Raw genomic sequence first — 22,121 nt, 5'->3', positions numbered from 1 at the left:
CGCGTTGCGACAGGGAGGGGAAAGTAGAGTGATAACCCGTTTGGGCGAGGTGGGAAAAATCACCAGTAAACTCCCGCCTCCAAGTTTGGGCTCCTTTTCACAGAGCCGCTTGGCTGCTGTGCGAATGCACGGCAACCAAGCGGATCTGTAAATGGGTGCAGCGACACGCTGCCGCCCCACGCGTAGTGGGAAAAACGGCCTCTCACTTCACGGCGCAATGTCTGGGGCGACACGTCCCAGTGCGACCATGAGGACGCTGATGTCTGCCGGATTTACGCCGCTGATTCGCGAGGCTTGGCCGAGGGTCAGCGGGCGCAGCTGTGCGAGTCGCTGGGCGCTTTCGCCTCGCAGCCCACGCAGCCCTAGAAAGTCAAAGTTGGGTGGGATTTTTATCGAATCGACCGCGCGCAGTCGCTCGATCTGCCGCTGCTCGCGTTCCAGATAGCCCTGATAGCTCACACGATACAGCACCTCGTCGCAGATTTCGGGCGCGATGCGGCGAAATTCCTCGGGCAAAGCCCCGACCTCGAGGCCGCGCCGGATGAGTTCGCCCCAAGTCTTTCCCTCGCAGCGATTGGTTTCGAGCCAAGCCTGCCAATGCGAAATCGCAGCCTGCTTCGCTTCAATAGCCTTTATCCGTCTATTATCCAACAAGTTATGTTCCTTAGCATGCTCGACTAAGCGCAATTCCGCGCTCCCGTGATTAAAAAGGAGCCGATGCTCGGCTCGGCTCGTAAACATCCGATAAGGCTCCGTAACTCCTTTATTAATAAGATCATCAATTAATACACCTAAATATCCCTCGTGTCGCCCGAGGATAAAGGGCGCGCCTCCCCTCACCTTTTGCACGGCATTGACTCCGGCCACGAGCCCCTGCCCTGCCGCCTCTTCGTAGCCGGAAGTGCCGTTGATTTGTCCGGCAAAAAAGAGCCCTCCGACCTTTTTTGACTCCAAAGTCGCGTAAAGCTGCGTGGGCGGCGCATAGTCGTACTCGACGGCGTAGGCCGGACGCAGCAAGTGCGCGTTTTCGAGCCCCGGGACGCTATGCACCATCGCGAGCTGCACATCGAAGGGCAGACTCGTTGAAAGGCCATTCACATAATACTCATTCGTCGAATAGCCCTCCGGCTCCAAAAAGAGTAAATGGCGCGGCTTGTCCGCGAAGCGGACCACCTTGTCTTCAAAACTCGGACAATAACGCGGTCCCACGCCCGTAATTTCTCCTCCGTAAAGCGCAGAGCGAGAAAGATTAGTGCGCACGAGCTCGGCGGTCTCCGCCGTCGTGTGCGTCATCCAACAGGAAACCTGGGGGCGCTCCCCTACCCGCCAGCCATTGCGGCTTTCGCCCGACTGTTCCACGTGGAACAGTTCCGCCTCATCGCCGGCTGCCGCCCGCGTATCGTGAAAGGCAAAGCGTGTCGGCACTGCATCGCCGCGCTGCTCCTGCATTTTAGCGAAATCGAGACTTCGCCCGAGAAGTCGCGGAGGCGTGCCCGTTTTGAAGCGTTCGAGCTGAATTCCCGCACGGAGAAAGGCCCCCGATAGGGTTTGCGCGGTAAAGTCGCCCAAACGGCCGCCTTCGGTCTTGTTTGCGCCGATATGCATCAATCCGCGAAGGAAGGTGCCAGTTGTCACGACGACACTTTTCGCGCGAAATTCGATATCGAAGCTTGTTCGCACACCGACCACACGGTCGCCTTCAAAAACGAGGTCAGTGACGAGAGCCTGGAAAAGGTCGAGCTTGGGCTGAAGCTCTAGCGTGTGCTTGAGCCGATTTTGATAGGCCTTTTTATCACATTGCGCGCGTGGCGAGCGGACAGCAGGGCCCTTGGACTCGTTGAGCAAGCGAAACTGAATCGCAGTGAGGTCGGTATTAATCGCCATCTCACCGCCGAGGGCATCGATTTCCCTGACAATCTGCCCCTTGGCTTGACCGCCTATGGCAGGGTTGCAGCTCATTTGCCCAATCGTGTCGAGATTACCCGTGAGAAGTAGGGTAGCGGCACCCATCCGTGCGGCAGCGAGCGCGGCTTCGACACCCGCATGGCCCGCACCGCAAACGATTACATCGTAGGGGATTTTATTGTAAATCATTGAAAGAAAAAGAGTAGGGGAGAGCCGCAGCGCGGCCACGTTTGAAACGAGAACAGACCCTAGGCTTACTTCCCGATGCAGAAGCTCGCAAAGAGCTGGTCAAGCATTCGCTCGTTATCGACTCGCCCCGCGATTTCCCCAAAGGCGTCGAGCGTATCGCGCAGTTCGCTTGCGATGAGTTCGATCGGCGCTTGGCTGCGAAGTTGAGTGAGCGCTCGCACGAGTCCATCTTTTGCGCGCGAGAGCGAATCCGCATGGCGTGCGTTGATAGCGATCAGCTCTGCGCCGTGTTCCACGTGGAACGATTCCGCATGTGAAACGAGGGCGGCACGGAGCGCGTCGAGGCCGGTTTCAGTGAGTGCAGAGGTCGCGATTCGCGGAAGCTGCGGCGACAGAACAGACGGAGATTGGAGAGGAGTGGTCGATCTTGTTGCCACAAGATCCGTTTTATTGGCGACGAGGAGAGCACGATCCGGCGTCAGCGCAGAAACAACCGAATCGGGTAGGGTAGGGGGCTGTGGCTGCGACGCATCGATGACAAGCAAGAGCAAATCAGCCTCATCCACAAGACTTAGCGTTTTCTCAATCCCTTGTTGCTCAATTGCTTCTGGGTTTTCATTGAGCCCAGCCGTATCGATGAGCCGAAAGGCGTAACCGCCCAGCAGGAGCGGCTCTTCGAGGTAGTCGCGAGTCGTGCCCGGGGTGGGGCTCACAAGTGCACGGTCGCGCCCGAGAAGCGCGTTGAGCAGCGAGCTTTTGCCGACATTGGGCTCGCCGAGCAGTGCGACGCGAAGACCGGCGCGGAGGATGTTCCCGTAGTGATTGGTTTGGATGAGCTTAGAGACAGAGACTTGAAGTTTAGCGATTTGCTCGGACAACCAATCTTGGTCTTCGGGCGGCAGGTCTTCTTCAGGAAAGTCGATATACGCCTCAACCCGAGCGAGCGCAGCAAGCAGCCCGTCAATGAGTGCCTGCATGTGGCGGCCCAGTGCGCCGCGCAGTTGCTGGTTGGCGGCAGCAAGGGCGCGTTCACCGCGCGCGTGAATCAAATCCATCACCGCTTCCGCTTGGGCCAAGTCCATGTTTCCGCTTAGGAAAGCGCGTTGGGTAAACTCGCCCGGCGCAGCATGTCGGCAGCCGCGCGCGACGAGGTCTTCGAGGATTTTTTGCGCGATAAAGGGGTTTCCGTGACAGGAGAGCTCTAAAACGTCCTCGCCGGTGTAAGAGGCAGGCGCACGGAAAAGAGTGAGGAGCACGTCGTCTAGGAGTGCACCGCTGCAGTCGCGATAGTCGGCACGAGTCGCCGTGCGAGAGGTGGGAGGGACTGTCTCAAGTAGCTGCCGCGCAATGGGTTCAGCCAGCGGACCGCTGACGCGCAAAAGCGCGATAGCCGAAGTGCCAACCGGCGTAGCAAGCGCAACAATAGTATCTCCCTTAGAAGCGAGCATGGGCACAAACAACAGAAAGCAAGTGCCTCTGACAAGGGAGCAGCATGCAACCGACAAACAACACGCCAAAAGGGATGTCGCCGTTTGCTTCGGCCTCGGCAGGCGGGATGAATCCGATGGCTGAATGGGGCGATTCATTTTCCCACTACGCGTGGGGCGGCAGGCTGTGCCTGCACCCATTTAGATTTTGGTTTCGCCTCTGCGCGACGCGCAGAAACGAAACCAAAATCTGAAAAGGAACCCAAACTTGGAGGCGGGAGTTTACTGGTGATTTTTCCCACCTCGCCCAAACGGGTTATTACTCTACTTTCTCCTCCCTGTCGCAACGCGACAGGGGGAAAGTGCACCACGTGCAGTGGAAGCTCAGAGAGAGCGGTCACTGACCGCGCCTCGATCACAAGCTAAGTTCGGAGTGGGAGCCGAGGCGCACCAGGCGCAGCGTGTCGGCGTCGGGCTTCTGGTAGATCAGCACCAGGTCGGGCTTAATGTGGCAATCGCGGTGATCCTTCCAGTCGCCAGTCAGCGCGTGGTCGCGATGGCGTGGCTCCAGCGGAAGGTCAGCGGCGAGCAGATCGAGCACGCCGGCTAGGTCGGCATCGAGCGTGGCGCGATGCGGCCCTTTTTTCTCGCGCTTGAAGTCGCGGCGGAACTGGCCAGTGGGTTCAATCGTCCGCATTCAGATCATCCATGAGCGCCTTCACGCTGGTGAAGCGAGGCAAGCCACCCTTGCGGGCTTCCTTCATTGCGGCAATCGTGGTGGCGTTCGGAATCAGTGGCTCGAAGGGCAGCGCCTTTTCCTGCGCCACCTTCGTGAGCAGCAGCCGCACCGCGTCAGACACAGTAAGCCCCATCGCGGCCAGGACGGCCGAGGCTTCTTCTTTGATCGCGCCGTCGATGCGCGCTTGTACGAGCTGGTTTGCTGCCATGTCGATTCTCCGGTTGAGTTAGTGAATTACGTTGTAATTCATACTAAGGGAAAAAGACAAGTTTAGGCGGCTTAAAAGCTTAGCTAAAGTGCTGTTTTGACATCCTCCCCCGCCTAAAGCGCCAGTCGCGAAAGCCTGCGCGCTATACTGGCTGAACGCCCCGGGGTTCGCCGAGGCTATTTGGCTCGGGTCTGTTCCCGTTTCAAACGCGAGCCGCACTGATACGCTTTTTCCCACTACGCGTGGGGCGGCAGGCTGTGCCTGCACCCATTTACCGAAGGCTTGGCTGCCGTGCTTATGCACGGCAGCCAAGCCTTCGGTAGAAAGGAACCCAAACTTGGAGGCGGGAGTTTACTGGTGATTTTTCCTCCCTCGCCTAAACGGGTTATCACTCTACTCGCCCTGTCGCAACGCGACAGGGGAAGGGACTTCAAATTTGGGATTTCGCTTTCGCGCGATAGCGCGATGAGAAATCCCAAATTGAATGGATGCAGCGACACGCTGCCGCCCCACGCGCAGTGGAAGCGCAGAGAGCGGTTATTACCTTATTAAATTGGGGTTTTTATACGGGCTTCTATTGCGTGACTAAGGCCCTTTATCAGGCCGTGAAATCACTGTGTTTTAGCGGGCTTCTAACTATTGTGAGATCTTCTTTATAAGGCACTTAAATCACTCTGCGTATAAGGCGTTCTATCCTACCGAAATGCGCGTATAACAGGTGAAGCTATGCGGTAGTCGCGCAGCCTGCGCGGCATGAAGACTGAGCGCCGTGCAAGTGTGTGTGCCTCGTCAGCTCTCCTGTTCGCCGATGCGGCGAGACGGTTAGCAACTCTATTCGCCCCGTCTCGGGGCTTGTGTAAAATTTCTTATGATTGTGTTGCCGAGAGCCGACGGTCGCGGAGTCGTGGTCGCCGCCTAACTTGGCTGCTTATCCTCGCCTTTAGCGGGCTGTGCCTCGCGGCGGCAAAGCTCGCGCATGCCCAACTCTCCCCGCCCGAAAGGGCCTACGAGTGGCTCGACCCGACCGGAACCGGCGATCCGACTGACGCGGCAGCCTGGCTCAGCCCAGGCGGTGCCGATCTCCTTCCGACTGACGGCGCGCACCTAAACTTCGGGACGAAGCCCGCCCTCGCAGACGGCTACTACAAATGGGTTTGGGACGACGACATCGGCGACTGGGTCGAGGGCCCGTGGGTTCCGGGCGATTATTATGTGGGAGAAATCGCGGGCCTCGGCGAGTCGCGGCTGCCCGCGCGCTACGCCTCGATCTGGTTTGGCTTCGGTGCGCCAGATGAGCCGCTCAACATGTATACGGCCTACACGCTCACTGGCTCGGAGATTACAGTCGGCTACGGCACGGACGAAATCGACCGGCTTATCGCCGCGCGCGGTTTTGGGACGCATGTCTTCGACCTCGACGTCCTCATCCACGAAGTGCCCGGGCTCGACTTTCGCATCCACAACGACATGCCCTCGATCTTCGGTGACGAGGAGTTAATCTTTGCGCAAACGCTCACCAGCCGCAGCGGCACACTCATCGTCAGCGGCCTTGGCCGCACCACCATAAACGCGCTGCACGGCAGCGGCGAACTCATCAAGGAAGGCGCGGGCCTGCTCTATATTGATGCCACAAACTACCTCGGCGAACTCACCCTGCGCGGCGGCACACTCATCGGGGAAATCGCCGACGACTCCACGCTCACGCTTGCGGGCGGTGTCTATGGGTTTGAAGACGGCTTCAGAACCTTCGAGCGCGACCTAGGCGACGGCGCGGCGAAAGTCCGCTGGCTCGTGGGCAAGTCTGGCGGCTTCACCGCACTCGACGGCACGGAGCTGCACGTCACGCTCGACGGCGGACGCACGCTCACTTGGGGCGAGGCAGACTTCGTCTCGCTCGGCAGCGAGCTACTCTTCGGCTCTGCGGAAGCGAGCGGAGCACTCCATTGGCACAACGCGCTCGACCTCGGCGACCCGAGCAACCGCTCAGCGCGCACGATTCGGCTAAACCGCTCCTCGCTCGGCGACTTTTCGCTGCACCTCTCCGAAGAGCTGATCGCCGCAGCGGGCCAAACGCTCCGCTTCATCGGCAGCGGCACGGTTGTCGTGTCTGCGGGCAACGACGCCTTCCTCGGCGACCTCGAAATCGCCGGCGTCGACCTAGTGCTTGGCGACGGCGGGCGCTTCGGCGACGCCGCCCACCTCACCGTAAGCGAGGGCGGCACACTCGCCATTTCGATAGGCGCGAGCGAGGCTTCCCCGCTCTCCGGCAACGCCGCAATCACGCTCTCCAGCGGCACGCTGCGCTGGGACGATCCCCACGCGGCAAACGCCACACGCACTCTCGGCGACATCATCCTCGGCGGCGGCGCAAATCGGATAGAGCGCAGCAGCGCGGCCAATCACCTCCGCGCCAACTCGCTCACCCGTATCGACCCGCGCAGCACGCTCCTCGTCGAGCTAATCGGCCCAAACCGCAGCGGCTCGCTAATGGAGTTTACCGACACCACTGCCCTAGAGAGCAGCGCAATAGGCGGCATCCACCCGTGGTTCGTCGTCACCACCGGCTCCAGCGCTGGGAGCTCGCGCTCCGACTGGGGGATTTTCGACTCCGACGGCCACCTCAAACGCTACGTCACTTACTACGCAGGCAGCGAGGGCACTTGGACCGCCGGGAATAACGTCAACGTCACGGCCACGACGACTCTCTCCGACAACCGTACGATTAACTCGCTGCGACTCGGCAGCGGGGTCCTCCTCCTCGAAGGGCACACGCTCACAATCGGCTCGGGCGGCATTCTCGTTAGCAACAACCGCCCCGCGACGATTTACGACGGGGGCAACGGCTCGAGCTTCGGCGCAGTCACCACCGCCGGAGGCCGCCCGCTCTATATTCACACACACAGCGCACTCACTCTCACTGCCAAAATTACCGGCGGTATCGATTTGGTAAAAACCGGCGCGCACAGTCTCCACCTTAACTCTGCGAATAGCGGCCACTCGGGCCACACTAACGAACTGGGCTCGATTTACATTCACCAAGGCGAGTTGCATCTTGATGGCCGGTCCCGCCTCTCCAGCACCGGCACGATCACCGTGGGGGACGGCGGCTCCTACGCCGCGCTCGTCCTAGACGACCATGGAGCAGGCACCCCGATACTCTCCGGCCAACGCGACCTGCGACTGCGCGGCGGTCATGATTACGCGAAAGCCCCCGCGCTAATCCTCATCGGCGCGCATCACGACCTGCGGCTCAACCACCTCTCGATTTCGGGCAACAGCGTGCTGGAGTTTCGGCTCCCTGTAACTGGCGGCCTCAGTAAGATTTACAGCGAAGTGTTTACCATTGACCCTACTGGTCGGCTCTTCGTGCGCGGCTGGGTGCAGGAATTAGCCAAAAGCGGCACCGACTACACAGGAGACCGTTTCACCCACATCCTCGTGAGCAAGACCTCCCCCGGGCTCGACGACTACCTACACCAAATCTGGTTCGAAGATTACGGCCCTGCGAAAAAAACCGAGTGGGCTGAAGATAACCGCTACTGGGAAATCGTGCCCGGCGACTTCGTCCGTCCCCTCCCCGAGCCGAGCACTTACGGGGCAATCCTCGCCGCAGCCGGAATAGGATTGGTCGCGTGGCGGAAACGGAGAGCGCGTGCTGCCGCTGACACGCGGCTAGCCAATGGGCGTTAATCTCGCACCGGCTCGCCCAGCTCCCGCTCGATCTGTTCGATCGTCGGCAGGCTGGTTTGCAGCTCTTGCGGCAGGGATTCCACCAGTTTGTATTCGGCAATACCCATAGGCTGCGACTTGTCACCCAGGGCGTACTCAGCCACCACCTTGTTCTTGCTCTTGCACAGCAGCAGGCCAATGCTCGGGTTGTCCTGCGTGTGCTTCACCTGCCGATCCACCGCCGTCAGGTAAAAGCCCAGTTGTCCCAGGTGCTCGGGCTTGAACTTGCCTGCCTTCAGTTCGATCACCACGTAGCAGCGCAGCTTGAGGTGGTAGAACAACAGGTCGATGAAGAACTCCTCGCCGCCCACGTCCAGCAAGACCTGTCGGCCAACGAAGGCGAAGCCCGCACCCAGTTCCAGCAGGAAATCGGTGACGTGTTGTACCAGCGCGTTTTCGATCTCGCGTTCCTGTGCTTCCTCACCCAGGCCGAGGAAATCGAAGCGGTACGGATCTTTCAGCGACTCGATGGCCAGATCGGATTGCGGTGCAGGCAGGCGCTGATCGAAGTTGGTAACGGCCTTGCCCGTGCGCTCCAGCAGGCGGGTTTCGATGTGGATGTTCAACACGTTGCGCGACCAGCCATGTTCGATGGCGGCGCGGGCATAGGCCAGGCGCTCCGTTGGCGTCTTCAGGCGATCCAGCAATACCAGGTTGTGGCCCCAGGGCAATTGTGCAGCAGCCTGTTGCACAATTTCGGCGTCCGGCCAGGCGTCGGCAAATGCCCGCATGTACTTGAGATTGCGCGGCGAAAAGCCCTTCATGTCCGGGAAGGCTGCGCGCAAGTCATGCGCCAGCCGCTCGATCACCTTCGTGCCCCAACCCTGCTCGACCTGCCGCGCCAGGATGTCGCGGCCGATCTGCCAGTACAGTCCAACCAGTTCCCGATTGACCGCCAGCGCCGCACGCTGCTGCGCGGTGTGGATGCGTCCCTTCAGGTCGGCCAGCCAATCGGCGTAGCCTTGCGGGGCTGTCGTTAGAGAAGCTGGCTTGTCGGTCATATGCGGTGGTAGAGCCTTTGGCGTTGGCGTGCGCAGCGCGGATAACTTAGGCAAGCGCGCCTATATAAGAAGCGGGAAACGGTAAATTGGCTCACTCTGGTTTGTAGTAGTTGCGGAACCATTCGACGAAGTGGCGCAGGCCGTCTTCGAGCGGGACGCGCGGCGCGTAGCCGATCGCGGCGTAGATGTGGTCGAGCGAGGCGCAGGTTTCGGGCACATCGGCCGCTTGGGGCGGCAGGAGTTCGAGTTGGGCTTTGCGGCCAATGAGCTCCTCCAGCATGCGCACGAAAAGCAGCGTTTCGACGGGCCGGTGGTGGCCGATATTGAAGAGCCGGAAGGGCGGCACAGGCGGCTCGAGCGGTGGATAGAGCAGCAGTTTGAGGAGTCCGTCGCAAATATCGTCGATATAGGTGAAATCGCGCCGGACGCGGCCCTCGGCGAAAAGCTTGAGCGGCTCGCCCGAGTAAATCGCCTTGGCAAAGAGGGTAGGGGCCGTGTCGGGGCGGCCCCAAGGGCCGTAAACGTTAAAAAAGCGCAGTCCTGTAAGCGCGAGGCCGTAGAGATGCGCGTAGCTGTGCGCCATTGTTTCGTTGGCCTTCTTGGTCGCACCGTAAAAGGAGAGCGGGTGGCTCGTGTCGCCATCCTCGGCAAAGGGAATTGTGGCACTCGCCCCATAAACGCTGCTAGACGAGGCAAAGACAGTGTGCTTGGGCGGATGCCTGCGCGCCGCCTCTAGCACTTTGAAAAAGCCCACCAAATTACTCTGCACATAGGCTTCAGGGTGGGTGACGCTGTAGCGAACATTCGCCTGCGCGCCGAGATGCACCACGTAATCGGGCCGAAACTGCGCCCAAAGTTTTAGGAGCACGTCGCCCTCCGCAAAGTCAGCCTGCACGAAGCGGAAATTGGGGCCGCCCGGGCTATCGGCACCGAGCGCACTCGCCGCCAAACCCCCCGCTGCCGTCGCGCGGCCCCTGAGATGCTGGGCTTGTTGGGCTTCGAGCTCGGCGAGCCGCGCACGTTTGAGCGAGACGTCGTAGTAATCGTTTAGGTTATCGATCCCGAGCGTCTCGCACTCGGGGTGGGCACAGAGCCGTTTGCAAACATGATAACCAATAAAGCCGGCCGCGCCGGTCACGAGCACTTTCATCGGCTAGCGATATGGCGAGTGGCTCTCTGTGTTCGAGTGTTTAATCGCACAAGGCGCGTTGAGCCCGCGCCGAAGACTCCGCCTTGCCGAAGAGGGGAAAATGCCCACAGTCCGCCGCCTCATGAAGATCAAAGCCTATCTCAAACCGACTTGCGGGTGGTCCAACGGTGTCCGCGCCATCATGCGCAAATACGGCCTGGAATTTGAAGACGTCGACATCATCAACAACCGCGCAAACTACGTGGAGATGGTACAACGCTCCGGACAACCCCTCTCGCCTTGCGTAGAGATCGACGGCGTGATGCTCGCCGACGTGTCAGGCGAAGAGGTCGAAAACTACCTCCTGAGTAACCACCTCGTCAGCCGCAGCGAGGCCCCCGTAGATACCCCGCTCAACGCCGGCTGCTCCGATGAAGAACACGCCAAAATGGCCACCCAAACCCTCCGCTTCTTCTAAAGTCTGTTCCCCTTTCAACCGCGCAGCCGCGCTGATACGCTTTTTTTCCCACTGCGCGTGGTGCGGCAGCGTGTCGCTGCACCCATTTAGATTTTGGTTTCGCCTCTGCGCGTCGCGCAGAAACGAAACCAAAATCTGAAAAGGACCACAAACTTGGAGGCGGGAGTTTACTGGTGATTTTTCCCTCCTCGCCCAAACGGGTTATCATTCTATTTTCCCTTTTACTACTCGCCCTGTCGCAACGCGACAGGGGGGAGTGCTTTCAAATTTGGGATTTCGTGATCGCGCGATAGCGCGATGAGAAATCCCAAATTAAATGGAAGCGGTCACTGACCGCCGCCCCACGCGCAGTGGGAAAAGTGCCTCCCGCGCCACAGAGCGGGCGCCCGTTATTGGGAGGAGCGGCCTAGGTAGTTGAGCATCCAGACTTCTTTCCAGATGCGGTAGCGGCCGGCTTGGCTGATTTTCCCAAACTCCTCGCGTTCGCCGTGTGGGTTTAGGAAGCCGAGTTGGGTATTGAGCTGGTCGAGTTCGTGTTGTTGGGCGTTGAGGTCAGCGACTGGCTCGCTTGTAAAAGGGATCGCGGCTTCGCCGGCGAGTCGGGCCCTGTGTCGTGCGACGAGTTTAGCGAGCGAGCGCGTCAAAGGGAGCCGCTCGACAAACCAGTGCTCCGGGTAAAAACCGGCGTAAGGGATATAAAAATTATCGGTCACGAGCCGTTGTCCGCCCGCCGTGTGCGAGACGAGCGAGTAGCACACGCCCAAGGTCGCTGCCGAGAGCGGCATAAAGGTGATTTGCAGCCGGATGCCGCCTGCTTGGTCTTGGTACACACAACTGCGCAGGTGTATCCCGCCGCCGATCTCGGCTTTGACCGGCTGCACGAGGCTAAACCCATTGGCCCGCAGCCACTCGCGGATTTTCAAAAAGCGCGGCAAGGTCGGCCACTCTTCGCCATTTGGGCTCTCGATATAGCGGGGAAACAGCGGCAGCGGGCTTACGCTCAAGGCCTGAATCCCGAGCCAATTATAAATGGTCTCAATCAAGAACCACAAAAGCATGAAGGCGACGGCGAGCACCCAGAATGGCCGGTCGATCAGCTCAAACGCGACGCACAGATGCGCCACGCCGAAGCCAAAGACGAGCCAGCGCAGCCAGCGCGAAAAAATCGCCAGTACGGGCGAGCCGAGCCGCTGATTGAGCTGCATAATCACAATCGCCACTGCGATAAGTCCTAGGGTAAGATAGCTTTCCACAGTCGCTGACTGGTTTGTTTTGCGGATGGCTTGTCGGGGCCGCCCGTCGCGGTCGAAAGCCCGCTTTCGTAGTGGCGCGCGGTCGTTGCCCGCGCGTTAGAGTGTTAGCTAAAACCACGGCAGCAACGACGCCGTGCGGCCTATAGGCCGTCCTACTTTGAGCGCTAGCCTGCCGGGCTGACCGAGCGGCCAAGCGACCGGCGCCGCCCAGCCACTGGGCCTGCGCCCGAGCAGTGAGCACACAGCTCACTGCGCCCTGACGGGCATGATGACACAGGTGAAGTTTTCGAGCGTTTTGAAAACCCCGGGGCTGATCTCGTCTTTTACCTCTAGGTAAACCTCGTCCTTCGTGAGCGCGCGCAGCGGGTCCATCACAAATTGCGGGTTAAAGGCGACCTGGAACTCGGGCCCCTCGTAGCTGATCGCCATCGATTCGTGCGCCTCGCCAAAGTCGGGGCTCTGTGCCGTCACTTCCAGGAGGTTGGGCGAGAGTTTAACTTTGATGGAGTTGGCCTTCTCGCTGCACACGAGTGCGGCGCGGTGCACGCATTGGAGAAACAGTTCGCGCTCCAGCTTGATCCGGTGGTGGGTCTCCTTGGGGATGACTTGCTGGTAGTTCGGGTAGCTGCCTTCGACGACCTTGGAGTAGAGGTAGATGCTATCGACTAGGCCGCTGTCTTTGGTGTCCGCATCGGTCGCGATTTGGAAGGCCGCGCGCCGCGCATCGAAGCTCACTTTGACCTTCTTACCCTTGTCGAGAAGTCGGAGCAGCTCGCCCGAAGTTTTGGCAGGCAGGATAATCGCCCCCGTGCTGGCTTCGGGGACTTCCAAGTCCTTGAAAATGTGGGCGAGGCGGCGGCCATCGGTCGCGACGAGGGCGAGTTTCCCCGCAGAAAAGTCGAAGTACACGCCGTTCAGGATGTAGCGGGTCTCGTCGCTGGACTGCGCATAGGCGACACTCTTGAGCATCGCGCTAAGCTCGCTCTGTTCGAGGCTGAAGGTCTTCTCCTCGCCAAACTCGGGCAGCGGCGGGAACTCATCCTTAGCCATACCCATGATGCGAAAGTTCGAGCCGCCAGAGACCAGTTTGACCTGGTGGTTGGGCGAGGCCGCTACGGCGACCTCTACGCTGGGCAGCTCGCGGACGATCCCGGCGAGACGTTTGACGGGCAGAGTCACAGAGCCGGACTCCTGCACCTCGGCCTTGATCTGACAGCGGATCCCGAGGTCGAGGTTGGTCGTCGTGAGCGAGATCCGATCGTTATCCGCCTCAATCAACACGTTGTTAAGGATCGGCATCGTCGCTCGCGAGCCGACCACATTGAGCACTTGGGCGAGCCCGCTGGCGAAGTGATCTCGGTTGATCTTGAATTTCATAGGGTGGCTAAAGGGTTAGAGGAGTGGAGAGGCAATTCACAAAGCCTAAAAGAATAGGAACCTTTTATTAAAAGTATCCCTATTATTATGGGCTGTGAGTAAGTGCAATAACTGGGCGCGTTGAGAGGGAAAAACGGCCTCGCCGAGGCGGTGAAAAACCGTGGGAAAGCCCCCAGCAAGTGGGCGGTTTTTCACAGAAAAATGTTTTGGGCAAAGCATGCGCAACTTACTCACAGGCTTTTTCCCAAAACATTCGCGGCTGGCTGTGCCGCAGGGTTTTTGGCCTCTCGGAAATGGCGGACTAGCCCGTAGAAGATGTAGCCGAGCGTGAGGATCAGGAGGGCGACTTCCTTGAGCGCGACGACGAGCCCGGCCGCCACTAAAATGAGGATGAACGTGCCGAGCCGAGTGGTCGTTTGCAGGTCTACCTTTTTCCCGCTCGGGTAGCGCACCTTGCTGACCATGAGCGCGGCGATCAGCAGCATGAGAAAGGGCAGGGTCAGCGCCCAGCGATTGAGGCTTTTATCACTCTCGACGAGCTGAGTGAGGAACAGGACGAGCGCGGCGACTGTGCCTGCTGCGGCCGGCACGGGCAGGCCGATGAAGTCCTTACTGGCTGCCGCAGCAGCCTTGCCTTGCTTAGGGTCGCTCGTATCGCGCTGGAGGAGCGGGTTGGTAATGATATTAAACCGGGCGAGCCGGATGGCCGCGCAGAGCAAGTACACGAAACCCACGAACCAGCCGACGTTGCGAAACCACATAATCCCTTGGCTGGGCGAGATGATGAAGAAGAACATCAGTAGCGCGGGGGCGACGCCGAAGGAGACTACGTCCGCGAGCGAGTCGAACTCTGCGCCAAACAGCGACTCGCGCCCGCCTATCCGCGCGAGCCGCCCGTCGAGTAAGTCGAAGGCCGCCGCCGCTAAAATCAGCCACACCGCCATCCGATAATGCTCGACCGGTCGCCCGTCCAGATAGCGGCCATCAATCGCCGTCTCGGCGAGCCGCGCTTGGATGCAGTTAATGACGGCCATGAACCCGCAGAAGAGGTTTCCGGCGGTCATGAGATTGGGCAGGAAGTAAATCCGGCTCGCTTGGGTGACGTGGTAGGGATTGCGCGGGTCGCCGCTATTTGAGGCGACTTGCGGCGGGGGGCTGCCGCTCGCGCTCGGGCTCGGGCCAGCAGCCGGCGGGGGCGGCGCGGACGCGGCGGCGGAGGCTGGCGCGCTTGGGGTAGGAGGGGGCGGGGCGCTCACTTTCGCGTTAGGCTTTCTAGGTATTTCCAAAACTTGGAGTGCTGCTCGAAGAGTTGCTCTTCGCTGACGGGCAGCTTGTTGCGCAACAGGAAGTCTTCGAGCGAGTTTTTGTGCAGGATGTAGTGCGTGTGGAGTGTCTCGCCCTGTGCCTCGAAGTAGAAGCGGTAGTCGCCCGCGCGCAGCCGGTAGTAGAGCGTTTCACCCCGCTTAAAGCGGCCCAGCGGTTCGCGTGGCCGGGCGAGGTCGCTGGGTTTTAGGCTGCTGATGGGCTCGATGAGTTCGAGCTGGGCGAGCGTGTCGAGCTGCTTGAGCTCGCGCAGACTCTGCTCGGAAAACGTGACTTGATACATGATTCACCCCGAAGACTCGCAGACCTCGCCCGCCTTGGCGAGCCGTCAGTGAGGGCTCGCTATCGCCCTATCACGCTCACGAGGCATCTGGCTCGCGGCTCGCCACTCACGTGTGCTGCGCACGCTCGCCGCGTTTCCATCTACGCCAAGCGAAAAGCCCCAGGCCGAGCGCGCCCAAGAGCGCACCGTAGTTTGCAGGTTCGGGAAAGGGCCGGATTTCCCAATACGTCCCATCCCCCCAAGAGACCCACTGGGCAGTGGCGCCGCCCTCATCGGGGGTGTAGCCTTCGAACCTGATGCGCGCGAGGAACTCCTCATTGATCCTTGCGATGTTTTCCTGCGAATGGCTTACGAGCAGGACGTCGCGCCCATCTTCCCAGTGGCGGATAAAGAGCAGGGTCGTATCGAAGTCGGCCAGGGTGAACTCTTCGAGGTAGAACATGTTAGGGGCATGGTCTGGGTCGCCCGCGAAATCGAGCGTGCCCCGGCCTTCGACATGGAGCAGGTTGGCGTGTTGGATGGTGCCGCCCCCGAAGCGCAAAATCGCTGCATCGACCTCACCCGAATCGGGAGTCATCGAGTGGGTCGTGCCGTGCAGGAAGATGGTGGGCTTATTTTCCGGATCCCACCAGGCGTCTAGATGCGTGATGGGATTGCTGTGGTTAGCGGGCAGTTCGAGCACGTCGGTTCCTGTGCCGTCACCTACGCTCACGGTTCTGAACTCCATTGCGTAGCCTTGTTCAAAGGCGACTGTGCCTTGGTTAATCACGAGAGAGCCACCCTGCATCCAGACATCGCCGGTGAGCCGCAGTGTGCCTTCCCCCGTTTTGATCATCGGGGCGCTGCCGGAGAAGAGGTCGATCGAGCCGTTCACTAAGAGGTTGGCGTGAATGTGGAGGTAGAACGTGTCGGGCGAGTCGTTCCCGGCGCTGATAGTGCCGCGGCCGGATATTTGATTACCAGCGGAGCCCGTGGAGAGTAGCCCGCCAGAGAGGAGTGTCAGATAGTTCCAGTCGCTGGTTCCTCCGAAAACGAGCGCGCCGCCGTTGGCGAGTTTGAGCGAAGTAATCTGGGTAAACCCACTGAGAGGGTCGTCGAAGATGAGTTCGGCGGTGCTCGCGTCGATGAGCACGTTGTGCTGCCCGTGCCAGTCTGCTGGGCTTCCTGTGTAGTAAGTGGTGAGTGGCTTAAAGACGCTGCTCACACCTTCCTCCCACTGGACCCAATCCACCTGTGAGCCGTGTGTGATAGTCGCCCAAGGGAGGATACTGAGTCCGCTTATCGCATAGATCAAACCTGCGGATGCCCCACCTGCGGGGACCTCAAGGTCCACGTTGGTCGGGGCGCTGCCATTTGGGGGATCGATGTAGCGAATGTTCAGCGTGGAGGTCGGCCATACACGACCAAGAAACGGGTCCGCAGTCTGCGCGTTCGCAGCACGCGATACCGCTTCCGCGAGGAATTTGCTTCCTGATGCCGAGCCTAGATGCAGGTCGATCTGGTTAGCCCCGCCTAAGAGGGTGAGGTGGCCCAGCTCTTGGGTGAGAGATCCGGAGCCGCCCGGGTCGAATGCGAGCGTCCCTGCATAGAGGTCGACTGCAGCTGTGCTTTTAAGCCGGTTGCTGTGCGCCGCTTCGGAGTTATCGAGAAAGAGCGTGCCACCGTTTTTGATGAGGAAGCGCTTGGCGTTCGTGAGCCGGCCGCCGTCCTTGAGGGTGAGCTGTGCGCCGCTTATGATGACTTCGCCAAAGAAGTCGTCGGCGTCTTCCTCTAACTCTTCCTTTAACACTGCAGTGCCTAGCCCGCTGATTGCTAGCGTATCACCTGCGCCACCGCTCGGGGGGGGCAGTACTTGGGTGTCGGTCGGGTCTGGCAGATTAATGACGAGCTGGGCGCGAGCGGACAGGGCGGAAGCGAGGAACGCGAAAATGAAGGTCGCGACTCCTGCCGCTAAGCACGCGAGCCGCGCAGGACACCTGCGTGCCGAGCCTTCGCCTACAACCCTACAACTCTGCGGTCTGCGGTCTGCGGTCTGCATGATTTAGGGTAGGGGCATACCAGATTTTACCTAAAGCACGAGCAGATAATGCGTTATTTTACGTAAGCCAATGCGCGACCCTACGTAAGCCCTAATCCGTGATTTTGCGTAAAATTCTACGCGGTTCCCCTTATTGACAGGATGTTGGCAGGGCTAGGGTCTGTTCGCGCTTCAACTGCGCACCGCAGCCCCGCCGCGCCGCGCCTGACGGGCCGCCAACACTTGACGGCGGCTCGGCGACTAAAGTCGTCCTGTGCCCGCCGTCAGGCGGCCCGCAAAATGGAAGCGGTCACTGACCGCCACTGCGCGTGGAGCGGCAGGCTGTGCCTGCACCCGTTCAATTTGGGATTTCGCATCGCGCTATCGCGCGAAAGCGAAATCCCAAATTTGAAAGCATTCCCCCCTGTCGCGTTGCGACAGGGAGTAGAGTGATAACCCCTTTGGGCGAGGCGGGGAAAATCACTCATAAGCTCCCGCCTCCAAGTTTGGGTTCCTTTTCACAGGGCCGCTTGGCTGCTGTGCGAATGCACGGCAACCAAGCGGCCCTGTAAATGGGTGCAGCGACACGCTGCCGCCCCACGCGCAGTGGAAAAAAGCGTATCAGCGCGGCGCGCGTTTGAAGCGGGAGGCTTACGCAGTTGCTACGTAATGTGTGGTAGGCGCGGAACCTTGTTCGTGCGGTGCGCATCTCATGCGCTCTCCATACCTCACAGCAGGCTATAGCTGCCGTGGGGGACAGGGATTGTTCTTTGTTTGTTGTGTAAAACCCCTCTCGCGGTGTGCGGCGCATACGGCTGCGCATGGCGAGAGGGTGCTAAAAGCCCGCTGGGCTTTTCTAGCTTTGCGAGCGGTCGTTCGTCCGCTCGCCAGCAAAGACTGTAGTCCCTTTTCTATTACGGCGTAGAGCCCGCGCGCATCCACTCTGGCTCTGCTGCTCCGCGTAGCTGGTGCTCGAAGAAGGCCCAAACGCGTTTCTGGAAATCGCGTCGATTCGCGTAGCGTGCGATCTCGTGCGTTTCGTAGGGGTAGTTGATGAGCCATACGGGTTTTTCGTGTCGGCGCAGCGTGAGGAAGAGCTGGGTCGATTGACTCCAAGGCACGACGCCGTCGCCGTCGTTGTGCAGCAGCAGCAGTGGCGTGCGCAGGTTATGCGCGGCGAAGAGGGGCGAGTTGGCGAGGTAGCGTTCGGGGGCTTCTGTAAGGGCCGCGCCGATACGGCTCTGCGATTGCTCGTATTGAAAGAGTCGTGCGCGGCCGGAGCGCCAGCGGATGTCTGCGTAGGCGCTGGTCATATTACTCACTGGAGAGCCCGCGACTGCGGCGCGAAACCGGTCACTGTGCATGACGATATACGCGACTTGGTAACCGCCCCAGGAGGAACCCTGGATGCCGATCCGCTCGGGATCGACGAAGTCGCCGCGCGCGAGTACGGCATCGAGTGCCGCGTGCACGCTATCCAGTGCGCTCGGCCCGGGGGCACCGATTTCGTAAGCGATGTCTACGAGGTACACCAAGTAGCCGTTACTGGTGTAGTAGGGGATATTGAGATTCGCCCCGAAGCTGGGTGCGAAGAAGCTGTGCCGCAGCGCGGAGAGCCGTTCGTAGAGGTAAATGATGAGCGGATAGCGCCGGCTCGGGTCGAAGTCGGGCGGCGTGTAGAGGAGCCCGCTAAGCGGGGCGCCCGCAGGGCTGCGGTAGTCGATGAGTTCGGGGGAGCGGCCCCACGCAAAGGGCGCGAGCTGTGCGCTGCCGTCACTCACACGCCGCAGCGCGGAAAAGGCGCTGTCACTCACCCAGAGGTCGGGAAACTCGTCGAAGCGCGATGCGCTGAGCAGGAATAGGTCGGAGCGCGCCGCCCCGATGAAGCGGGTGTTTTTATCGCTCCAAAAGAGTCGTTCGAGCTGCGGCGGGTTGCCGAGGCGAGTGGCGGGATTTGGCCAAGGCTGGCGGAAAAACCCAGTGTCGTGCGTGCGCTCGTCTTCTCCGCGCAGGATGAGTGGCTGCGTGGGGTCGAGCCCGCGCAGCCAGAGCGGCGGCAGCGGGAGGGCGGTCCCCTCGCCGGAGGCGTACTGCGCGGCGGTGTCTTGCACGCGGAGGATGAGTCGCGCGCTGCGGCCCGCGCCGCCGCTGAGATTGAGCGCAGGTCGCTGCGTCGGGCCGCCCGGGCCTTCTTCGGGGATGAAGAGCTGCCAGAGGTCGTAACGATCGTAGACGATGAGTGAAGCGGCGTCGGCGACCCAGCCCGCCCAGCCGTAGGTCGGGGGCGCTTCGGGCTTGTCGTGAACTTCGTGCGCGAAGGAGACGGGCAGGCCGGCAGTCAGGTTTTGCGTGGCGGCGCTCGTGAGGTCGGCGGCCCACCAGTGACCGTTATCGAAGTAGGCGACGTAGCGAGTGGGCGGCGGGGTAGCGGCCGCGCTGCGGCCTGCGACTGTGGGCGAGAAATAGACATTGGGCAGGCCTTCGTCTCCAGAGGGTCCGCGCAGTTTTTTGGCGATGAGGCGGCGGGCACCGCTGCGCGTATCGATGGCATACACGTCGGCGTAAGTGGCGTCGTGGTCGCGGAGCCGCAGGTAGGGTGTTTCGTCGAAGGCGAGCGCCCAGAGTCCGTCTTCGCTAAAGCGCAGTTCTTGGAATGCGGGGCGGGAGGAGCGGGAGGGGCGGCCGATTTGCAGGTAGTGACCGGTCTCTAGATCGAGCACGCCGGCGTAAGTACGCGGGGGCTCGACTTTCGCGAGGATGTTGAGGCGCGCGGGGAGTCGCTCGGCGTCCCAGCGCCAAACTTCGGGATAGGCGCGCTCGAGCGGGTCGATGAGGGCTTCGGCGTCGCGGGCGAGCGCGTCACTCGCTGTGGGTGTGCGGGGGACGAGGCCGATGTAGAGTTTTTTACCGTCGCTCGAAAACTGAAGCGTCGTGTGTTCGCCGATTTGCAGGTCGGGCGGGAGGCCGGGCCTGTGCGCGGCGGAGAGGGCGATCGTAGTGCTGCGCTCACCACGTTTCCAAAGCCCCACGTCATAGCTGCCGTTTTTGCGCTGAATCAAAAAGGCGGCTTGGGTCTGCTGCGCGTCCCAAGTGAGGCGGCTGAGTTGCTCGGCATCGGCTTTTGTCGTGCGGAGCAGGGCTTGGGGCGCGGTGCTGCTGCTGCCGAGGGCGAGGGCATAGAGCCCGTTACGGCTGCGGGTGGGCGACTCAACGAGGTACAAGAGCGTGCGCCCGTCGCGGCTGAGGCTGTACTCGCTCACATACTCAAAGCTCTTTTGCTGGCCCGCGCCGCCGATCTGCCGGGCGGCGCTACCCCAGCCGCGCCTGGATCCGGGCAGAAGTTCGCGTAAGACAAGGCGGCGGTTTTCGGGCTGGGGGGCTGCGAGTTCACGCGCGAGGGGCGGTGGGGAGCTTTGGCGGCTCGGGCCATTGAATGGGCGGGCGGCAGGCGGGCTAGGCTCCAAGGGCTCGTGCAGGTACGCGACCCAAGCGCCGTGCAAACTGACTTGTACGGACTGCACCTCGGGGACGAGTTCGCTGCGGCCAGCGGGCAAATCGACGATCGTTAGCGACTGCGTCGTTTTACGCGGGTCGGTGGCTTGGCCGCGCAGTGGGTCGGCGACGAAGCGAGCGGGCTTTAGGCGGGCTTCGCGCTGCGCTTGGGCCGGGGGAAAAGTGAGGCTGAGCAAGAATTGGCTATTTCCCGTAAAGAGATGATCGACGGTTCTGGGCGGCGGCGGTCGACCCGTGGCGGTCGGGCCTTGGGGAAAAACCGGCGGTGGGATTTCGCCCGCGCTGATGTGATAACTGCGAGCGCGGGGCTTGTGGGCGTCATCCGATGAGTGGAGCGATTGCGGCGGCGCGGACTTGGCGGCGGGGGCGGGCAGTTGGCGGACGACGACTTCGCCATCGCCGCGCGCGGGCATGAAGCTGTAGGCGAGCCAATGTCCGTCGGGCGAGAGCGTGGGCGAGCTAACGCTGCGCCAGTCGTCGAAATCCTCCCAGCGCAGCGGGCGTTTTGCGGGGAGCGGGGAGAGTGGGGCTTCGCGCGTTTGGCTTTGGGGCGCGGGCGTGTCGGGCTGCGCGGCGGAGGCGTGGATTGGGATTGGGGTTGTGGCTGCCGTCGCCGTGAGTGTTGCCGCCCAAAAGAAAAGCCCCGTGCACGCATAGCGGCGGCGGGGCCGTATCGCTCGACACGGTTTTAGTAGGTTAATCCAGGGTGTTGAGGGCTTCGATAAAGGCATCGGCGGCACGGGTGGATTCGTCGATTGAGCGGATGAGTCCGCTGAGCTCTTCGCGGAGGGCTTGGAGCGTAGTGTCGAGTTCGCGGCGGGTTTCGGGGTTGAGCCCGTGTTTGATGACGAGCACTTGGTCGCGGAGGCTCACAAGCACAGGCGCGATTTGTGCGAGGATGGCCTCTTGCGTGCGGATAAACTCGGCGTAGTCGGCGCGAGTGGCGGCGAGGCGTTGTTCGCTTTGGGCGCGGAGTGCGGGGTTTTGGTAAAGCGCGAGTTCCTTTTCCCACTCTTTGAAGAGTGTCGCCGCGGCGGTATCGACGGCAGGCAGTCGCTTGCCCAAAACGCGCGCCCGCTCGCTGCCGTTTTTATGCTGCGCGTCGAGTTCGGAGTGCTTTTCGCGAAGGCGGCCGGGCTCGACTTGTGCAATGCTGCGCAGGCTTTCGAGCGCACGCGTGAATTGATACTTTGCCTCTTCTTGTGCGCTTTGGACGTGCTGGATGCGGCGCACGAGCACGTCGCGCTTGGTCATGCCGCGCTGCTCTAGCGAGCGGTGGTAAGCCCCAGTGCAGCCTGCGAGGCTAGCACCAAAAACAAGACCGATACAGAGGCGTAAGAACAGGGCAGCTTTCATTGTCGGATGTGAGAAACAGAACAGGAGATAGCGAGCGGCGTGCGGGGCATTTTAGGAGGAAGAAAGGTCAGCCCATCGATTGGGGCAAGCCTCGCTGCTTTTTCCCACTACGCGTGGGGCGGTGGCATGCTGCCACTCCCATTTAAATCACGATTTGGCTCGGTCGCTTCGCAACCGAACACAAATCGTGATTT

The 22,121-nt window shown here is 60.9% G+C and carries 15 protein-coding genes; 2 read left to right on the top strand and 13 right to left on the bottom strand.

The genetic code is table 11. The features are described from left to right. Positions 1-207: 207 nt before the first annotated feature. The 4 genes from mnmG to AXK12_RS02110 all read right to left on the bottom strand — a co-directional run bounded on the left by mnmG (position 208) and on the right by AXK12_RS02110 (position 4,468). Positions 208-2,094, bottom strand: a complete 1,887-nt coding sequence (gene mnmG / locus AXK12_RS02125) for a tRNA uridine-5-carboxymethylaminomethyl(34) synthesis enzyme MnmG (RefSeq protein WP_068711125.1) — start codon at positions 2,092-2,094, stop codon at positions 208-210. Positions 2,095-2,159: 65 nt separating this feature from the next. After that, a complete protein-coding gene (gene mnmE / locus AXK12_RS02120; RefSeq protein WP_156468792.1) occupies positions 2,160-3,542 on the bottom strand; it encodes a tRNA uridine-5-carboxymethylaminomethyl(34) synthesis GTPase MnmE in 1,383 nt (460 codons plus the stop codon). A 394-nt stretch (positions 3,543-3,936) separates the two neighbouring features. Then, entirely contained in the window at positions 3,937-4,218 is a 282-nt protein-coding gene (locus AXK12_RS02115) for a type II toxin-antitoxin system YafQ family toxin (RefSeq protein ID WP_068711123.1), read from the bottom strand. Next, on the bottom strand, positions 4,205-4,468 hold the full coding sequence (locus tag AXK12_RS02110) for a type II toxin-antitoxin system RelB/DinJ family antitoxin (RefSeq protein ID WP_068711122.1): 264 nt from the start codon (positions 4,466-4,468) through the stop codon (positions 4,205-4,207). The genes AXK12_RS02115 and AXK12_RS02110 overlap by 14 nt, the downstream gene beginning before the upstream one ends. Before the next feature lie 852 nt (positions 4,469-5,320). On the opposite strand from AXK12_RS02110, the gene AXK12_RS02105 reads away from it, so the two are divergent. Continuing rightward, a complete protein-coding gene (locus AXK12_RS02105; RefSeq protein ID WP_068711121.1) occupies positions 5,321-8,158 on the top strand; it encodes a PEP-CTERM sorting domain-containing protein in 2,838 nt (945 codons plus the stop codon). Here the strand turns inward: AXK12_RS02105 and AXK12_RS02100 are convergent. Both AXK12_RS02100 and AXK12_RS02095 read right to left on the bottom strand, forming a co-directional pair. Next, positions 8,155-9,198 carry a PDDEXK nuclease domain-containing protein gene (locus tag AXK12_RS02100; protein ID WP_068711120.1) on the bottom strand — a complete coding sequence of 348 codons (1,044 nt, stop codon included), beginning with the start codon at positions 9,196-9,198 and terminating at the stop codon, positions 8,155-8,157. The two genes, AXK12_RS02105 and AXK12_RS02100, sit on opposite strands and share 4 nt — an antisense overlap. 91 nt (positions 9,199-9,289) lie before the next feature. Continuing rightward, entirely contained in the window at positions 9,290-10,348 is a 1,059-nt protein-coding gene (locus AXK12_RS02095) for an NAD-dependent epimerase/dehydratase family protein (RefSeq protein WP_068711119.1), read from the bottom strand. A gap of 121 nt (positions 10,349-10,469) precedes the next feature. Between AXK12_RS02095 and AXK12_RS02090 the strand changes: the two genes are divergently transcribed. Beyond that, the gene (locus AXK12_RS02090; protein WP_068711128.1) at positions 10,470-10,805 is read left to right on the top strand and encodes a glutaredoxin family protein; all 336 of its coding nucleotides are present in this window, start codon (positions 10,470-10,472) and stop codon (positions 10,803-10,805) included. 389 nt (positions 10,806-11,194) lie between these two features. Here the strand turns inward: AXK12_RS02090 and AXK12_RS02085 are convergent, their stop codons facing one another. The 7 genes from AXK12_RS02085 to AXK12_RS02055 form a co-directional block, all read right to left on the bottom strand. Beyond that, a complete protein-coding gene (locus tag AXK12_RS02085) occupies positions 11,195-12,058 on the bottom strand; it encodes a hypothetical protein (RefSeq protein ID WP_231863490.1) in 864 nt (287 codons plus the stop codon). Between the two features lie 246 nt (positions 12,059-12,304). Then, positions 12,305-13,435, bottom strand: a complete 1,131-nt coding sequence (gene dnaN, locus AXK12_RS02080; protein WP_068711118.1) for a DNA polymerase III subunit beta — start codon at positions 13,433-13,435, stop codon at positions 12,305-12,307. A 230-nt stretch (positions 13,436-13,665) separates the two neighbouring features. Continuing rightward, entirely contained in the window at positions 13,666-14,691 is a 1,026-nt protein-coding gene (gene pssA, locus AXK12_RS02075; RefSeq protein ID WP_231863489.1) for a CDP-diacylglycerol--serine O-phosphatidyltransferase, read from the bottom strand. Further along, complete coding sequence (locus tag AXK12_RS02070) at positions 14,688-15,041, bottom strand: type II toxin-antitoxin system RelE family toxin (RefSeq protein ID WP_068711117.1); 354 nt, start codon at positions 15,039-15,041, stop codon at positions 14,688-14,690. The genes pssA and AXK12_RS02070 overlap by 4 nt, the downstream gene beginning before the upstream one ends. Positions 15,042-15,147: 106 nt before the next feature. Next, positions 15,148-17,079, bottom strand: a complete 1,932-nt coding sequence (locus AXK12_RS02065) for a hypothetical protein (RefSeq protein ID WP_156468787.1) — start codon at positions 17,077-17,079, stop codon at positions 15,148-15,150. Positions 17,080-17,972: 893 nt separating this feature from the next. After that, entirely contained in the window at positions 17,973-21,302 is a 3,330-nt protein-coding gene (locus tag AXK12_RS02060) for an alpha/beta hydrolase family protein (protein ID WP_068711115.1), read from the bottom strand. Further along, a complete protein-coding gene (locus AXK12_RS02055) occupies positions 21,268-21,927 on the bottom strand; it encodes a DUF2959 family protein (protein ID WP_068711114.1) in 660 nt (219 codons plus the stop codon). Before AXK12_RS02055 ends, AXK12_RS02060 begins: the two co-directional genes overlap by 35 nt. Positions 21,928-22,121 lie beyond the last annotated feature (194 nt).

It is taken from the genome of Cephaloticoccus capnophilus (assembly GCF_001580045.1).
Taxonomy (GTDB): domain Bacteria; phylum Verrucomicrobiota; class Verrucomicrobiia; order Opitutales; family Opitutaceae; genus Cephaloticoccus; species Cephaloticoccus capnophilus.
The sequence above is the reverse complement of the archived record's forward strand: the minus strand, read 5'-3'. Positions and strand labels throughout refer to the sequence as shown.